This is a genomic window from Sphingomonas sp. BL2, from assembly GCF_056680015.1.
In genome coordinates, this window is record NZ_CM155261.1 from 2,909,021 (window position 1) to 2,923,694 (window position 14,674).

A 14,674-nucleotide genomic window follows, 5' to 3' on the forward strand; every position below is an offset into this window, starting at 1 on the left:
CGGATCAGCTCCTGCTTAATCGGTTGCACAGCGCGGCGACGGCGATCGCGTCGTGGTCGCGGTAACGGTTGGTGATGACCTGCACGCCGATCGGCAGGCCGCGCGGGTCGATCCCGACGGGCACGCTGGTCGCGGGCAGATTGGGGAAGGTGGCGAGCCCGGCCCAGGCGAACTGGACGCCGAACGGGGTATCCTCGCCGTCGATCGACAGCGTGCGCCGCGCGACGTTGCGCTCGGCGATGTGCGGGAAGGCGTTCACGCCGCTGGCCGGCGCGATCACCGCGTCGAACTGCTCGAACAGCGCACCCCAGGCGCGTTGCAACCGCGCCTGCGAATCGAGCAGGTCGAACCAGTGCGACAGCGTCGCGACCTTGCCATCGCGCGCAGGCCCGCCGCGGGTCATCGCGATGCCGAGCATGCGCATATAGTCGGCATGCTGCGCGGCGAGGTCGATCGGCGGGGGTGCGCTTGAAATGATGGCGCCGGCCGCGGCGAGGGCTTCACCAACGCGCCCGATCGCGCCGACGATCGACGAATCGACGCGTGCCGAGGGATGCGCGGTGAGCAGCAGGATGCGTGGTCGGGCTAAATCGACGGTCGCGCGCGGCAAGGGGACGTCGGCGAGGATGTCCAGCGCAACGGCCAGATCCTGGGGATTACGCGCGAGCGGACCGATGACGCCGAGAGCCGCGCTCGCCCCGTCGGTGCCGGGCACGCGGTGGCCGATATCGGACAAGGCGCCATAGGTCGGCTTGTGCCCCCAGACGCCACAGAACGCGGCCGGCACGCGGATCGAGCCGCCGATATCGGAGCCGAGCTCGAGCGGTACCATCCCCGACGCGAGCGCCGCCGCGGCACCACCCGACGATCCGCCGGGCGTCAGCGTCGGATCGATGGGATGGTTCGTCCGGCCATGGATCGGGTTGTCCGCCTGCCAGTCGCTCAACCGCACCGGCACGTTGGTCTTGCCGAGGATCACCGCGCCCGCTGCCTTCAGCCGGGTTACGGCCACGGCATCGCGGTCGACGATATTGTCGCGGTGGACCCCGACGCCCCAGCTGGTCGGTAGGCCGGCGACGTCGAAGGATTCCTTGACCGTCATCGGCACGCCGAACAGCGGCCGGTCATCGGGCCCTTCCGCATCGAGTGCGCGTGCAGCCTCCCGCGCCCGCGCGAAATCGCGGACGACGACGGCGTTGATCGCACCGTCGTGAGCCTCGATCCGCGCGATCGCCGCCTCGCACTCGGCGAGCGCGGTCGTCTCGCCCGCACGGATCGCAGCCGCCGTCTGAAGCGCGGAACGCTCCATCAGCGATCGACTACCGGCAAGAAACGACCGCGACCGATCACTTCAGTCGACCACCCGATGCCGCCGCGTCCTTCAGCGACTTCGCCACCGGGAACCCGTATTTCTCGAGCCCCGCGACGACCTTCGGCAAGCCCTCGGACTGCGCCCAGAACATCGGCCCGCCGCGGTACACCGGCCAGCCATAGCCGTAGATCCAGACCACATCGACGTCCGACGCGCGCTGCGCCTTGCCCTCTTCGAGGATCAGCGCGCCTTCGTTGACCATGGTGTAGAGCGTCCGCACGACGATCTCCTCGTCGCTGATCTCGCGCGGCGTCACGCCCGATTTCTTGCGGAAATCGTCGATGATCTCGGTCACCCGTGCCGAGTTCGACGGCGTCCGCTTCTCGTCGTAGTCGTAGAAACCCGCCTTGGTCTTCTGGCCCCAGCGGTTCTCCGCAGCCAGCGCATCGCGGATGTTCTCGATCCGGCTCGGATCGCGGTGCCAGCCGATGTCGACGCCCGCCAGATCGCTCATCTGGAACGGCCCCATCGGCATCCCGAACGCGACATGGACCTTGTCGATCTGCTCCGGGCTCGCGCCTTCCAGCAGCAGCTTGGTCGCCTCGACCTGCCGCGGCATCAGCATGCGGTTACCGATGAAGCCGTAGGTGACGCCCGCCACCACGGCGACCTTCTTGATTTTCTTCGCGAGCGCCATGACGGTCGCGAGCACGTCGTCAGCGGTCTTGTCTCCGCGCACGACCTCCAGCAATTTCATCACGTTGGCCGGCGAGAAGAAGTGCATCCCGACCACGTCCTGTGGCCGCTTAGTGCACGCCGCGATCGCATCGATGTCCAGATACGAGGTGTTCGACGCCAGGATCGCGCCCGGCTTGGCGATCGCGTCGAGCTTGGTGAAGATCTCCTTCTTCACCTCCATCGTCTCGTACACCGCCTCGATGATCAGGTCGCACTCGGCGAGATCGGCGAAGTCGAGCGTCGGCTTCAGCGCGCCCATCGCCTGCTCGACCTGCTCCGGCTTTATCCGGCCCTTCGCGGCGGTCGCCTCGTAGTTCTTCCGCACGACTCCGGTGCCGCGGTCGAGCGCGTCCTGCTGCATCTCGACGATCGTCACGGGGATGCCTGCGGACAGGAAGTTCATCGAGATGCCGCCGCCCATCGTGCCCGCGCCGATCACGCCGACACGCTTGATCTCGCGCAGCTTGGTGTCGGCGGGGACGTCGTCGATCTTCGCGGCCTGGCGTTCGGCGAAGAAGATGTGGCGCTGGGCTGCCGACTGAACGCCGGTCATCAGCTTCATGAATTCCTGGCGCTCGAACGCGATGCCCTCCTCGAAGCTGGAGCCGTCGGCGGCCTTCTCGACGCAGGCGATGTTCGCGGCCGGCGCGTCGAAGTTACGGAAACGACGCGCATTCTCCTTTTTGAACGCGGCGACCGCGTCGGAATCGGCCTGCGCCGTCTTCTCGGACGCGCGGGGCAGGGGGCGCTTGGTCGCGATCTCGCGCGCGAACGCGACGGCATCGGCCTCGAGCGAATCCTCGCCGACGATCTTGTCGATCAGGCCTGCGTCGAGCGCCTTCTTCGCCGAGATCGGATCGCCCTTCGCGGTCATCTCCAGCGCGAGCTTCACGCCGGCGATCCGCGGGATGCGTTGCGTGCCGCCCGCGCCGGGGAGCAGGCCGAGCTTCACTTCGGGCGTACCGATCTTCGCCGAGGGGACGGCAACGCGGTAATGGCAGCCGAGCGTGACTTCGCACCCGCCGCCGAGCGCGGTGCCGTGGATCGCCGCGACGACGGGTTTGGACGACGCCTCGATCATGTCGACGACGGTCGGCAGGCCGGGCTCGACCATCTCCTTGCCGAACTCGGTGATGTCCGCGCCCGCGAAGAACGTGCGCCCGTCGCAGCGGATCACCATCGCGGTGACGCTGTCGTCGTTCACGCCCTCCTTGATCGCGGCTTCGAGACCCTGCCGCACCGCGGCGCCGAGCGCGTTGACGGGAGGATTGTTCGAGATGATGACGAGCACGTCGTCATGGCGTTCGGTGCGGATCGGGCCAGTATTCGTTGACGGGGTCATCATAGTCTCCTGGTGCCGGCCCCGTCATCCCGGCGAACGCCGGGACCCAGAGCCAAATTCGGTGTGCGTGCGGCCGTGGGTCCCGGCGTCCGCCGGGATGACGGCCGTTGGGGGATCAGGTCATCGCCGCGTAGATCATCGTCTTCAGCTCGCGGCGGATGGGATAGAAACTGCTCGGCGAAAGCTGCGTCATGAACACCATCGACAGGCGCTCGACGGGGTCGACGAAGAATGCGGTCGAGAACATCCCGCCCCAGTAGAACTCGCCCTTCGACCCCGGCACCATCGTCTTCGCGACGTCGTCGGTGATCGCGAACCCGAGCCCGAAGCCGGTGCCCGCGTTCGATGCCTCGCTGAACAGCGACTTCGACATCGCTGCGAGATCCGATTTTCCGGGCAGGTGGTTCTGCGTCATCAGGTCCAGCGTCTTGCGTCCGAGGATGCGCGCGCCGTCGAGTTCGCCGCCGTTGAGCAGCATCGTATTGAACCGGTGATAATCGAGCGCGGTCGAGACGAGCCCCCCGCCGCCGGAAACGAGCTTCGGCTGCCGGCTCCATGCACTCTCCGCGCCGCGATCGTAAATCACGCGGCCCTTGCCCGGCGCGAGCGTGTAGCAGTCCGTCAGGCGGTCGAGCTTGTCGGAGGGAACCTGGAAGAAGGTGTCGTCCATCTTCAGCGGCGCGAAGATGCGCGTCCGGAAGAACTGGTCGAGCGGCAGGCCCGACACCCGCTGCACGACCGCGCCGAGCACGTCGGTCGCGACCGAATAATTCCAAGCGGTGCCGGGCGAGAATTCGAGCGGGATCTTCGCCAGCGCGCCGATGAACCCGTCGAGGTCATATCCGCCATGCCAGCCCTCGATCTTGCCTTCGCGGTAGGCGGCATCGACGTTCGAACGGTTCTGGAAGCTATACGTCAGCCCCGAGGTGTGGCGGAGCAGGTCGACCATCCGCATCGGCTCGGCGGTCGGCCTGGTCACGAACGGCACGCCGCCACCGCCGCCATCATAGACGCCGATATCCTTGAACTCGGGCAGCACATGGTGGACCGGCGTATCGACCGCGACGAGGCCCTGCTCGACCAGCATCATGAACGCGACCGAGGTGATCGGCTTGGTCATCGATGCGATCCGGAACAGCGAACCTTCGTCGACGCTCTTGCCGCCCTCACGCGCCGCGCCCGCATTCGAGAAATGGACGATCTCGCCGTCGCGCGCGATCAGCAATTGCGCGTTCGGCAGCTTGCCCGAATCGATGTAGCGCGTCTGGAGCAGCGTATCGATCGCCGCCAACCGGCTCGCATCGAAGCCGTGCGCGGCAGGTTCAGCGATTTTCACGATTCGGCCGTCCCTGTCATGACCCGCTCCATACCCCTAGTTCGAACTTGGTGCCTCTATTGCCTTGAGTGCGGCAGGAATCAACTATAACCTGTCTTCGAACAGGCGATAAGCCAAACCCGAAATTCAACTCTGGAGTCAACCGGTCTTGGCAAGCGAACCGATCATCGCACTCGATCCCTCCTGGCCGGCGTTGTCGCTCGCCGATGCCGGGCGAATGCTGACCGCCCCCGGCGCGAAGTTCGAGATGGAGGTGCTGACGATCGACGGCGTCGAGACGCGCATCTGGAAGAACGCGCCGCCGTCGCTGCGCTGGCTGGCCGAGGCGGCGCGGGCGCATGGCGAACGGGTCTTCACCGCGTATGAGGACGAGCGCGTCACCTACGAGGCGAACTTTCGTGCGATCGCGGTGCTGGCGCACCGGTTGCGCGAGATGGGGATCGGTCCCGGCGACCGCGTCGCGCTGGCGATGCGCAACCTGCCCGAATGGCCGGTCGCGTTCTTTGCCGGCGCAAGCATCGGCGCGATCATGGTGCCGCTCAACGCCTGGTGGACCGGCGCGGAGATGGAATACGGCCTAGCCGATTCGGGGGCGCGCGTGCTGATCACCGACGACGAGCGGCATCACCGGCTGGAGGCGGCCTACGCGACGCTGCCGGCGCTGGAGCACGTGTTCGTCGCGCGCGCCGCGGAGCCGCTGACGGGGATCGTGACGCGGCTGGAGGACGTGATCGGAACCCCGCACGACTGGGCTGCGCTGCCCGATGTCGGCCTCCCCGAAGCGACGATCGCACCCGACGACGATGCAACGATCTTCTACACCAGCGGCACCACCGGCGCGCCGAAAGGTGCGCTCGGCACGCACCGCAACATGATGTCGAACATCATGTCCGGCGGCTATTCCTCCGCGCGCTCATTCTTGCGCCGCGGCGAAGCGCCGCCCGAGCCGACGCCGCGTGTGACGCTGACGGTGATTCCGCTGTTCCACGTCACCGCCTGCTCGGCGGGGATGATGGGGGTGATCGCGACCGGCAGCACGATGATCTTCATGCGGAAATGGGACACCGTGCGCGCGATGGAGATCATCGAGCGCGAGAAGGTCAACATCACCGGTGGCGTGCCGACCATCGCGTGGCAGCTTCTGGAGCATCCCGACCGCAAGAAATACGACCTCTCGTCGCTCGAATCGATCGCTTATGGCGGCGCGCCCGCGGCGCCCGAACTGGTGAAGCGCATCTATGCCGAGTTCGGCGCGATGCCCGGCAATGGCTGGGGCATGACCGAGACGATGGCGACCGTCACGCATCACGGCGGAGAGGACTATCTCAACCGCCCGACTAGCGCCGGGCCGCCGGTGGCTGCTGCTGACCTGAAGATCATGGCGGACGACGGTGTGACGGAGATGCCTCTGGGCGAAGTCGGCGAACTCTGGGCACGCGGCCCTATGATCGTGAAAGGCTATTGGAACAAGCCAGACGCGACCGCCTCGACGTTCGTCGACGGCTGGGTCCGAACCGGCGACCTGGCCCGCCTCGATGAAGAGGGATTCTGCTACATAGTAGACCGCGCAAAAGACATGATAATCCGCGGCGGAGAAAACATCTACTCCAGCGAAGTAGAGAACGTCCTATACTCCCACCCCGCAGTAACCGACGCAGCACTGATCGGCATCCCGCACCGGATTCTCGGCGAGGAGCCGGCCGCGGTGGTGCACCTGGCGCCGGGAGCAGTGACGACCGAGGCAGAGTTGCAGGGCTGGGTGCGGCAACATCTGGCGGCATTCAAGACCCCGGTGGCGGTGCGCTTCGTCCACGAGACTCTGCCGCGGAACGCGAACGGAAAGATCCTGAAGAAGGATCTCCAGGTACTGTTCGAGGACCGGGTGGGGGTGTCGGCGTAGGAGACCGTACCTGATACTGCTCCGTCATCCTGACGAAAGTCAGGATCTGGAGTAACGGAAGGTAGCGCTTATGGGCTCTGGGTCCTGGCTTTCGTTAGGATGACGGAGAGCGGGTGTCTCGGGATCCAGACATGATCGGACATAACGCGGTCTTTTCTAGGAATTCCATCGCGCTGGGACCGCGCGCCGCTTGAATGCCGGCCGGGATTACGGGATGGGAGTGGCAAAGGAATTGCCATGACGGACGAGGGTCTTCGCCAGGAAACGCACCAGCCGGGGGGCAGGGACGACATTGTCGCGGAAGGTCCACCGGCGGAAAGTGCGTTCGGGTTGCCGATCGCGGTCGGGGTCGAGGATGCAATGCGTATCGCGCAGCGTCGGGATCGGTTGCTCGCGGCGTTGACGCTGACCGCGGGTGTCGGTCTGATCCTCGCTACGCCGTTCGCGCTGAAATCGGGGGCGGAGTTCTTCCTGCCGCTGACCATCGCGCTCGTGATCTCGGTCGCGCTGGTGCCGGTGCTGGAGTGGCTCGAGCGGCGGCATGTGCCGTCGCCTCTGGCAGCGATCCTGTGCATCCTCGTCTTCCTCATCGCCGCGAACATCGCGATCGCCGCGATCCTTGTCCCTGCGACCGACTTCTTTCGACTGTTGCCGACACGGTTGGATCGGATCCAGAGCAACCTCGCGCCGCTGCTCGACCTGTATTCAAGTCTCGAGAAATACGTGAACAAGACACTGCGGCAGGTCGCGTCGACGCCGATCAAGCAGCCGGCGACCGCAGGCGTAGCCGCGCCGGGCTCGATCCTCGAACTCGCCGCGACGTCGGCGCCGGCCGTTATCGTGCAATTCCTGTTCGGCGTGCTGATCGTGTTCTTCTTCCTCTCGGGCTGGACGCGGATGCGGCGGCAGACGATCACCGGGCGGACCAGCTTCGATGGGGCGATGGCGACCGCTCGTGTGATCCAGGACATCGTCGACGACGTATCTGCGTATCTGGGCACGATCACGCTGATCAATATCGTGCTCGGGATCGTCACCGGGACCGCATTGTGGTTTATCGGCATGCCGTATCCGGCGATGTGGGGCGGGATCGTCGCGCTGCTGAATTACATCCCGTATTTCGGGCCCGTGATCGGTGCGTTCCTGCTCGCGCTGGGCGGGCTGATGACGTTCTCGGACATCTGGATGGCGATGCTGCCGCCGGCGCTGATGTACGGGCTGCACCTGGTCGAGGCCAACGCGATCACGCCGTTCGTGGTCGGGCACCGGCTGACGATCAGCCCGTTGCTGATCCTGATCTCTCTGAGCTTCTGGGGATGGGTGTGGGGCACGTCGGGCGCACTGCTCGCGGTTCCGCTGCTGATCATCATCCAGACGATCGTGAAGGCCGCCGGCAAGCCCGACATCGCCGGGTTCCTATTCGAGCACGGGACGCTGGTGCAGCCCAAGACCGGGCGAAATCGCCGTCGTGGCGACCCGCCCGAGGCACAACGTGAAACTGGCGGATAATTTGGGTTGACGGTATCCGAACCCTCGCCTAGTTGCCGCCTCCACGCTGTTTCAGCGGGTGTAGCTCAGTTGGTTAGAGCGCCGGCCTGTCACGCCGGAGGTCGCGGGTTCGAGTCCCGTCACTCGCGCCATCGTTTAGGTGGTTCGAGATTGTGTTGAGGTTTTGACGAGCCTTCCCGCGTGTCCCTTGGGACGCTAGGGTTCGTCATTGGGAATGCGGGTGTAGCTCAGTTGGTTAGAGCGCCGGCCTGTCACGCCGGAGGTCGCGGGTTCGAGTCCCGTCACTCGCGCCACCCGTTCGGGGTGGCCGAGACCCTTCAAAGTTTTGGATGCCGAGAGCATTCCGTCCTGCCGCTTGGTTAGGACCATCTCCCCCTACACCTTTCGTGCTGAGTAGAGACCGAGTAGCTTCGTCAGAAGCGTATCGAGGGCTCGTATCGAAGCATGCGTTCCGCGCGCCAACCTGTCCTTCGATACGCCCTCTCGATACGCCGCTGCGCGGCTACTCGATGGCTACTCAGGACGAACGGCAAGGGAGCCGGGGGCGGTGCAGCGCACCGGATTAGGGAAACGCCGGTCGGGGCCGGGCTACCGCCCAAGCTCCATCCACCGCAAGACCGGCTTCAGCGGCGCGATCCAGATCAGGCCGGTGAACAGGTAGAACACCAGTTGCCCCAGCCAGTGCCAGCTGCCGACGATGTTCGACAGGCTGACGATAGCCACGCACCATACCAGAATCAGTAGCAGGATGCCGAGCATCCCGACGGGTTTGCGCCAGGTTGGCGTCATGGCGTGATCCAGTCTGATTCGGTGGCGATGGCGTGGAGCGGGACGTCCCACGGGTCTGGGGTCAGCGTGTCGACTTCCTGCAAAGACAACGCAACCCCGACGCGCCAGGCGTTCGGGTGCGCGAGGAAGGCGCGGTCGTAATAGCCGGCGCCCTGGCCGATCCGGTTGCCGCTGCGATCGAAGCCGACCAGCGGGGTCAGGATAATGTCGGGTTCGAGTTCGGCGGCGTCTTCGGCGGGCTGGTGCAACCCGAACGGTCCGGCGATCAGCGCCGCCTCGGTCGCCCAGGACAGGAAGCGCATCGGCAGCGAGCGGCGGACGACATGGGGCAGGGCGATGACGCATCCGGCATCGACCGCAGCGCGCGCAAAGGGTGAGGGTTCCGCTTCGCCGCCGAACGGGACGTAGGAGGCGACCGTCAGTCCGGGTTTCAGCCGTGCCAAGAACGCCGACGGCACCGGAAGCTCAACCGGCGGGCGCGCTTCCCGCGCGGCGCGGAGCGAGGCTCTGAGCGCGCTCTTGTCGGTCATGCGGCGACCTTGGAAAATGGTGGTGTGGCGGGCCCACCATGGCCGTGTGCCGGGTTATCCACTGACGCACGGTACGTCAGGTGGGGACCATATGCTTCGGACCAGGATCCTAACAGGGACAGCCCCCTATGGATGATGAATAGCCTCAGGGATAATAAAGGCTCGTACCGGGCAGAACCCGCCACAGCCAATCTAGGCGTTGGGGGGACTAAGCTCAAGGGCTTGTGCGAGGCCTTCGAGACGATCTGCGATCCGCGTCAGTGCGATCTCGCTGACCGCGGAGCCTTCGGGTGGGCGATGCGCGGCTTCGTCGAGGTCGTCGGCGAGCATCAGCGCGACGAACAGCATCGCGCGCTCGGCGCTGAGACCGCCAGCCGCGCGGTCCGCAGTCGCCCAGCGTTCGGCGACCATCGCGCCCAGCAGGCGCACGCGCGACTCTTCGCCATCACGGCAGGCGACGGCGTGGGGACGGCCGCCGATATCGAGCATGACCTGGGCCATCAGTTGGGGCTCCCGCGCGTGATGACATCGTCGAGCGCGGCGACGGCTTCGGCCATCCGCGCCTTGAGGGCGGCGTGGCGCTTGGCGAGCGCGTCGCCGGCTTCGGTGCGGGCTGCAATGGCGGATTCGATCCGTGCGATCGCGGCGTCGATCCGTTCGACGGCAGTTGGTCCGTCGGGAAGTGTTTCTGACATGCCATGCGAGATAGCATGGACGGGGGGTGCGACAAGTCGGTTTAGGCGAAACCCATCACCATCCACGGTGTTGACAGGGCGCCCCACCGCCCCGCAAAGGCTGCGCGCCCGGAACGGACTCGCGGGCGTAGCGGAGAAACAGCAATGACGGTCAAGGTTGCGATCAACGGTTTCGGGCGCATCGGCCGTCTCGTCGCCCGTGCGGTACTCGAACAGTCGAACGGCGCACTCGAACTCGTCGCGATCAACGATCTAGGCGATGCGAAGTCGAACGCCTGGCTGTTCAAGCGCGACAGCGTCCACGGCAAGTATCCGGGTGAGGTTTCGGCCGAGGGCAACGAGCTGGTCGTCGACGGCAAGCGCATCCGCGTCACCGCCGAGCGCGATCCCGCGAATTTGCCGCACAAGGAATTGGGCGTCGACATCGTCCTTGAGTGCACCGGCTTCTTCACTGATAAGGCGAGCTGCCAGAAGCACCTTGATGCCGGCGCGAAGAAGGTGCTGATCTCGGCACCGGGCAAGAACGTCGATCTGACCGTCGTCTACGGCGTCAACCACGACAAGCTGACCGCCGAGCACACGATCGTCTCGAACGCGTCGTGCACCACCAACTGCCTCGCGCCCGTCGCCAAGGTGCTGAACGATGCGATCGGTATCGAGCGCGGCCTGATGACGACCGTCCACGCCTACACCAACGACCAGAAGATCCTCGACCAGATCCACCCTGACCTGCGTCGCGCACGCGCTGCGGCGATGTCGATGATCCCGACCACGACGGGGGCCGCGCGCGCCGTCGCCGAAGTGCTGCCGGAGCTGAAGGGCAAGCTCGACGGCTCGGCGATCCGCGTGCCGGTGCCGGACGTATCGCTGATCGACCTGACCTTCACCCCGTCGCGCGATACGACGCGTGAAGAGGTGAATGCGGTGCTGAAGGCGGCCTCCGAGAGCGGCCCGCTGGTCGGCGTGCTCGACTGGTCGGACGAGCCGCTCGTCTCGATCGATCTCCAGCATACCCCGGCGTCGTCGACGATCGATAGCCTGGAAACCGCGGTGATCGACGGCAAGCTGGTTCGCGTCGTCAGCTGGTACGACAACGAGTGGGGCTTCTCGAACCGCATGGTCGATACGGCCACTGCGATGGCGAAGTTCATCTAAGCTCGCGATCTATGCGTTTCCTGTTCCGTTCGCTTCGAGCGCAGTCGAGAAGTCGTTTTCTGTGACAGATGGTGTCTCGACTGCGCTCGACACGAACGGGGGGGGGCGTTGGCTCAGGCCCCGGCCTCCACGATGATCGGCACGATAGCCGGTATCGCCCGCCACGCCCGCGCTAAAGGTCCGATGGAGGTCATCGACGATGTCGAGATCACAATCGAGGCTGGCCTGCACGGCGACTTCCGCGGTCGCGTGAAGCCCGGCGGCAAGGGGCGGCGGCAGGTCACGTTGCTCGAACGTAGCGACTGGGACGCGGCGATGGCCGAAGTCGGGCGCGATATTCCGTGGTACGAACGGCGTGCCAATCTGCTGGTCGACGGCTTCGACCTTCCCCAGATACCCGGCACGCGGCTCCGCATCGGCGCGGACGTCGTGCTGGAGGTGACGCGCCACACCGATCCGTGCGACCGCATGGATGCACTGGCGCCGGGATTGTTCGCCGCGCTGACGCCGGACTGGCGGGGCGGGGCCTGTGCCCGAGTTTTGATGGGCGGCAGAATCGCCGTCGGTGATGAGATCAGGATCGAAGAACCATGACCAAGCCATTCAAGACGCTCGATGATATGGGCGATGTCCAGGGCAAGCGCGTGCTCGTGCGCGAAGACCTCAACGTGCCAATGGCCGAGGGTCGCGTCACCGACGATACCCGTCTGCGCGCCACCGTAGCGACCGTTGGCGAACTCGCCGACAAGGGCGCGATCGTCCTTGTCCTAGCGCATTTCGGTCGTCCGAAGGGCGTGCCGAGCCCTGAATTCTCGCTGTCGCAGGTCGTGAAGCCGTATAGCGAAGTGCTCGGCCGTGAAGTCCGCTACATCGATTGGGAAGGGGCAGATGACGCTGTCGCGACGCTTGAGCCCGGCGATATCGCGGTGCTGGAGAACACGCGCTTCTTCGGCGGCGAGGAAACGAACGATGCGGCGGTGGTGACCCGGTTCGCCAGCCTCGGTGACCTGTACGTCAACGACGCCTTCTCCGCCGCACACCGCGCACATGCTTCGACCGAAGGCCTTGCGCACGTCCTGCCAGCCTTTGCCGGCCGCGCGATGGAAGCCGAACTCGACGCGCTCCAGAAGGCACTCGGTGAGCCCGAGCATCCGGTCGCAGCCGTGGTTGGTGGCGCGAAGGTGTCGTCGAAGCTCGACGTGCTGCGGCATCTCGTGACCAAGGTAGATCATCTGATCATCGGCGGCGGCATGGCGAACACCTTCCTCGCGGCACGCGGCGTCGATGTCGGCAAAAGCCTTTGCGAGCATGAGCTTGCGAGCGTTTGCGAACAGATCATGGAAGCTGCGGACAAGGCGAACTGCACGGTTCACCTGCCGTACGATGTCGTGGTCGCGAAGGAGTTCAAGCCGAACCCCGCCACCCGCACCGTCAACGTCCACGAAGTCGCCGCCGACGAGATGATCCTCGACGTCGGCCCCGCCGCAGTCGAGTCGCTCGGCGACGTGCTCAAGAATTGCCGCACGCTGGTCTGGAACGGCCCGCTCGGCGCGTTCGAGACGCCGCCGTTCGACAAGGCGACCGTCGCGCTCGCCAAGACCGCTGCGGCCCTCACCGAAGGCGGTTCACTCGTCTCGGTCGCCGGCGGTGGCGATACGGTTGCGGCGCTCAACCACGCTGGCGTCGCGGACGCGTTCACGTTTGTATCGACGGCAGGCGGCGCGTTCCTGGAATGGATGGAAGGCAAGACGCTTCCAGGGGTGGCCGCGCTCCACGGTTGAACTACGCGCGCATCCAAGCTATGTTTAACATGTTAAACGGAGACTCGGATGCTCGGCGTCAGGCTCGATAGCGAACTCGAAGAGCGACTCGCGGCAGTTGCGCGCACCCAAGGGCGCAGCAAGAGCGATATCGCACGCGAAGCCGTGCGACGCTATGTCGAGCGCCACGACGAGGCTTTCCTGGCGGAGGCGAAGCGGCAGTCGCTCGCGGCGGCGGCACTTGGCTGGACCGAAGAAGACGACGCATGGGAGCGGTTGGGTGTTGCCTGGGATGATCCGGAGCCTGCCAGCAATCGCCGTGATGCCGCCGAATGAAACGCGGTGATATTGTTACTATTGCCGACGCCAACGCGGGGGATTTTGCCAGCAAGCCGCGCCCGGCGCTCGTCGTTCAGACCGACGCGTTCATGCAAGACCATGACAGCGTGACGGTGTGTTTGATTACCAGCCAGCTTGCCGGCCTCGGAATGTTTCGTATACCGATCGCCGCAAATCCCGATACGGGACTCTTCAATCCGAGCGAGATCTGTATCGACAAGGTGCAGTCGGTCTGGCGGCATCGCGTCGGTCGACGGGTCGGTGCTGCTTCCAACGAAACCATGTTTGCGGTCGATCAGGCACTGCGCCGATGGCTTGAACTTTAAAATACTGAGAGAGGACTTACCCATGACATCCACGATCACGCCGCAAGTCAAAACCATTCTCGACAAGTATGAAGCCACCAGTTCGGCGGTGAAGGCCAACCTCGCGCGCATCCTGATGCAGGGCAAGCTTGGCGGCACCGGCAAGCTCGTGATCCTGCCGGTCGACCAGGGGTTCGAGCATGGCCCGGCGCGCAGCTTCTCGGTCAATCCGGCGGCGTACGACCCACATTACCATTACCAGCTCGCGATCGATGCCGGGCTCAGCGCCTATGCCGCACCGCTCGGGATGCTCGAAGCGGGGGCGGATACGTTCGCCGGGCAGATCCCGACGATCCTCAAGTGCAACAGCTCGAACAGCTGGGCGACGACGATCGACCAGGCGGTGACGGCGACGGTCTCGGACGCGGTGCGGCTCGGGTCGGCGGCGATCGGCTTCACGATCTACCCGGGCGCGGACCAGTTCTTCGACCTCGTCGAGGAAATCCGCGAGCTGAGCGAAGAGGCGAAGTCGGTCGGCATCGCGACGGTGATCTGGTCGTATCCGCGTGGCGGCGAGCTGACCAAGGACGGCGAGCTCGCGCTCGACGTCGGTGCCTATGCCGCGCACATGGCCGCACTGCTCGGTGCGCACATCATCAAGACCAAGCTGCCGACCGCGCATATCGAGCAGAAGGAGGCCAAGCCACTCTACGCCAACGCCGACTGGTCGAAGCAGGCGGATCGCGTGAAGCACGTCGTCCAGTCGAGCTTTGCCGGGCGTCGCATCAACGTTTTCTCGGGCGGCGCGTCGAAGGGCGAGGACGCGATCTTCCAGGACGCGCGCGACATTCGCGACGGCGGCGGCAACGGCTCGATCATCGGCCGCAACACCTTCCAGCGTCCGCGCGACGAGGCGCTGGCGATGCTCGACCGGATCATCCGGATCTACAAGAACGAGGAATAA

The 14,674-nt window shown here is 65.5% G+C and carries 15 protein-coding genes and 2 tRNA genes; 10 read left to right on the top strand and 7 right to left on the bottom strand.

Translation table 11 applies throughout. The features are described 5' to 3' along the window. Positions 1 to 4: 4 nt before the first annotated feature. The 3 genes from AC1ME3_RS13625 to AC1ME3_RS13635 all read right to left on the bottom strand — a co-directional run bounded on the left by AC1ME3_RS13625 (position 5) and on the right by AC1ME3_RS13635 (position 4,728). On the bottom strand, positions 5 to 1,309 hold the full coding sequence (locus AC1ME3_RS13625; protein ID WP_480953567.1) for an amidase family protein: 1,305 nt from the start codon (positions 1,307 to 1,309) through the stop codon (positions 5 to 7). 37 nt (positions 1,310 to 1,346) lie between these two features. Continuing rightward, positions 1,347 to 3,392 carry a 3-hydroxyacyl-CoA dehydrogenase NAD-binding domain-containing protein gene (locus tag AC1ME3_RS13630; RefSeq protein WP_480953568.1) on the bottom strand — a complete coding sequence of 682 codons (2,046 nt, stop codon included), beginning with the start codon at positions 3,390 to 3,392 and terminating at the stop codon, positions 1,347 to 1,349. Positions 3,393 to 3,507: 115 nt separating this feature from the next. Then, positions 3,508 to 4,728, bottom strand: coding sequence for a serine hydrolase domain-containing protein (locus AC1ME3_RS13635; protein WP_480953569.1), 1,221 nt, complete (start codon positions 4,726 to 4,728; stop codon positions 3,508 to 3,510). A gap of 148 nt (positions 4,729 to 4,876) precedes the next feature. On the opposite strand from AC1ME3_RS13635, the gene AC1ME3_RS13640 reads away from it, so the two are divergent. The 4 genes from AC1ME3_RS13640 (at position 4,877) to AC1ME3_RS13655 (ending at position 8,430) form a co-directional block, all read left to right on the top strand. Next, entirely contained in the window at positions 4,877 to 6,628 is a 1,752-nt protein-coding gene (locus AC1ME3_RS13640; protein WP_480953570.1) for a class I adenylate-forming enzyme family protein, read from the top strand. 360 nt (positions 6,629 to 6,988) lie between these two features. After that, entirely contained in the window at positions 6,989 to 8,137 is a 1,149-nt protein-coding gene (locus AC1ME3_RS13645; RefSeq protein WP_093398070.1) for an AI-2E family transporter, read from the top strand. Between the two features lie 54 nt (positions 8,138 to 8,191). Beyond that, a tRNA-Asp gene (locus tag AC1ME3_RS13650) sits at positions 8,192 to 8,268 on the top strand. Positions 8,269 to 8,353: 85 nt separating this feature from the next. Beyond that, positions 8,354 to 8,430: transfer RNA gene (locus AC1ME3_RS13655), tRNA-Asp, on the top strand. Between the two features lie 295 nt (positions 8,431 to 8,725). Here AC1ME3_RS13655 and AC1ME3_RS13660 read toward each other — a convergent pair. From AC1ME3_RS13660 to AC1ME3_RS13675, 4 genes are all read right to left on the bottom strand, one after another. Continuing rightward, positions 8,726 to 8,926 carry a DUF2842 domain-containing protein gene (locus AC1ME3_RS13660; protein ID WP_056048481.1) on the bottom strand — a complete coding sequence of 67 codons (201 nt, stop codon included), beginning with the start codon at positions 8,924 to 8,926 and terminating at the stop codon, positions 8,726 to 8,728. Then, a complete protein-coding gene (locus tag AC1ME3_RS13665) occupies positions 8,923 to 9,456 on the bottom strand; it encodes a 5-formyltetrahydrofolate cyclo-ligase (protein WP_480953571.1) in 534 nt (177 codons plus the stop codon). Before AC1ME3_RS13665 ends, AC1ME3_RS13660 begins: the two co-directional genes overlap by 4 nt. A gap of 192 nt (positions 9,457 to 9,648) precedes the next feature. After that, the gene (locus AC1ME3_RS13670; RefSeq protein WP_056048487.1) at positions 9,649 to 9,957 is read right to left on the bottom strand and encodes a cell division protein ZapA; all 309 of its coding nucleotides are present in this window, start codon (positions 9,955 to 9,957) and stop codon (positions 9,649 to 9,651) included. Then, entirely contained in the window at positions 9,957 to 10,151 is a 195-nt protein-coding gene (locus AC1ME3_RS13675) for a hypothetical protein (protein WP_181321090.1), read from the bottom strand. The genes AC1ME3_RS13670 and AC1ME3_RS13675 overlap by 1 nt, the downstream gene beginning before the upstream one ends. Positions 10,152 to 10,295: 144 nt before the next feature. Between AC1ME3_RS13675 and gap the strand changes: the two genes are divergently transcribed. The 6 genes from gap to AC1ME3_RS13705 all read left to right on the top strand — a co-directional run bounded on the left by gap (position 10,296) and on the right by AC1ME3_RS13705 (position 14,674). Next, the gene (gene gap, locus AC1ME3_RS13680) at positions 10,296 to 11,306 is read left to right on the top strand and encodes a type I glyceraldehyde-3-phosphate dehydrogenase (RefSeq protein ID WP_480953572.1); all 1,011 of its coding nucleotides are present in this window, start codon (positions 10,296 to 10,298) and stop codon (positions 11,304 to 11,306) included. Positions 11,307 to 11,438: 132 nt separating this feature from the next. Beyond that, on the top strand, positions 11,439 to 11,900 hold the full coding sequence (locus tag AC1ME3_RS13685; RefSeq protein ID WP_480953573.1) for an MOSC domain-containing protein: 462 nt from the start codon (positions 11,439 to 11,441) through the stop codon (positions 11,898 to 11,900). Then, a complete protein-coding gene (locus AC1ME3_RS13690; RefSeq protein WP_480953574.1) occupies positions 11,897 to 13,087 on the top strand; it encodes a phosphoglycerate kinase in 1,191 nt (396 codons plus the stop codon). Before AC1ME3_RS13685 ends, AC1ME3_RS13690 begins: the two co-directional genes overlap by 4 nt. A gap of 48 nt (positions 13,088 to 13,135) precedes the next feature. Next, positions 13,136 to 13,402: a type II toxin-antitoxin system RelB family antitoxin gene (gene relB / locus AC1ME3_RS13695; RefSeq protein ID WP_093397274.1), complete on the top strand. Its 267-nt coding sequence runs from the start codon at positions 13,136 to 13,138 to the stop codon at positions 13,400 to 13,402. After that, positions 13,399 to 13,731: a type II toxin-antitoxin system PemK/MazF family toxin gene (locus AC1ME3_RS13700; RefSeq protein ID WP_353464302.1), complete on the top strand. Its 333-nt coding sequence runs from the start codon at positions 13,399 to 13,401 to the stop codon at positions 13,729 to 13,731. Before relB ends, AC1ME3_RS13700 begins: the two co-directional genes overlap by 4 nt. Positions 13,732 to 13,753: 22 nt before the next feature. Continuing rightward, positions 13,754 to 14,674, top strand: coding sequence for a class I fructose-bisphosphate aldolase (locus AC1ME3_RS13705; RefSeq protein ID WP_480953575.1), 921 nt, complete (start codon positions 13,754 to 13,756; stop codon positions 14,672 to 14,674).

Bases quoted from the DNA above. Each gene is read 5' to 3' on its own strand.
- AC1ME3_RS13625 (WP_480953567.1), bottom strand. From the start codon at position 1,309: ATGGAGCGTTCCGCGCTTCAGACGGCGGCTGCGATCCGTGCGGGCGAG.
- AC1ME3_RS13630 (WP_480953568.1), bottom strand. From the start codon at position 3,392: ATGACCCCGTCAACGAATACTGGCCCGATCCGCACCGAACGCCATGAC.
- AC1ME3_RS13645 (WP_093398070.1), top strand. From the start codon at position 6,989: ATGCGTATCGCGCAGCGTCGGGATCGGTTGCTCGCGGCGTTGACGCTG.
- AC1ME3_RS13660 (WP_056048481.1), bottom strand. From the start codon at position 8,926: ATGACGCCAACCTGGCGCAAACCCGTCGGGATGCTCGGCATCCTGCTA.
- AC1ME3_RS13665 (WP_480953571.1), bottom strand. From the start codon at position 9,456: ATGACCGACAAGAGCGCGCTCAGAGCCTCGCTCCGCGCCGCGCGGGAA.
- AC1ME3_RS13670 (WP_056048487.1), bottom strand. From the start codon at position 9,957: ATGGCCCAGGTCATGCTCGATATCGGCGGCCGTCCCCACGCCGTCGCC.
- AC1ME3_RS13675 (WP_181321090.1), bottom strand. From the start codon at position 10,151: ATGTCAGAAACACTTCCCGACGGACCAACTGCCGTCGAACGGATCGAC.
- gap (WP_480953572.1), top strand. From the start codon at position 10,296: ATGACGGTCAAGGTTGCGATCAACGGTTTCGGGCGCATCGGCCGTCTC.
- AC1ME3_RS13685 (WP_480953573.1), top strand. From the start codon at position 11,439: ATGATCGGCACGATAGCCGGTATCGCCCGCCACGCCCGCGCTAAAGGT.
- AC1ME3_RS13690 (WP_480953574.1), top strand. From the start codon at position 11,897: ATGACCAAGCCATTCAAGACGCTCGATGATATGGGCGATGTCCAGGGC.
- relB (WP_093397274.1), top strand. From the start codon at position 13,136: ATGCTCGGCGTCAGGCTCGATAGCGAACTCGAAGAGCGACTCGCGGCA.
- AC1ME3_RS13700 (WP_353464302.1), top strand. From the start codon at position 13,399: ATGAAACGCGGTGATATTGTTACTATTGCCGACGCCAACGCGGGGGAT.
- AC1ME3_RS13705 (WP_480953575.1), top strand. From the start codon at position 13,754: ATGACATCCACGATCACGCCGCAAGTCAAAACCATTCTCGACAAGTAT.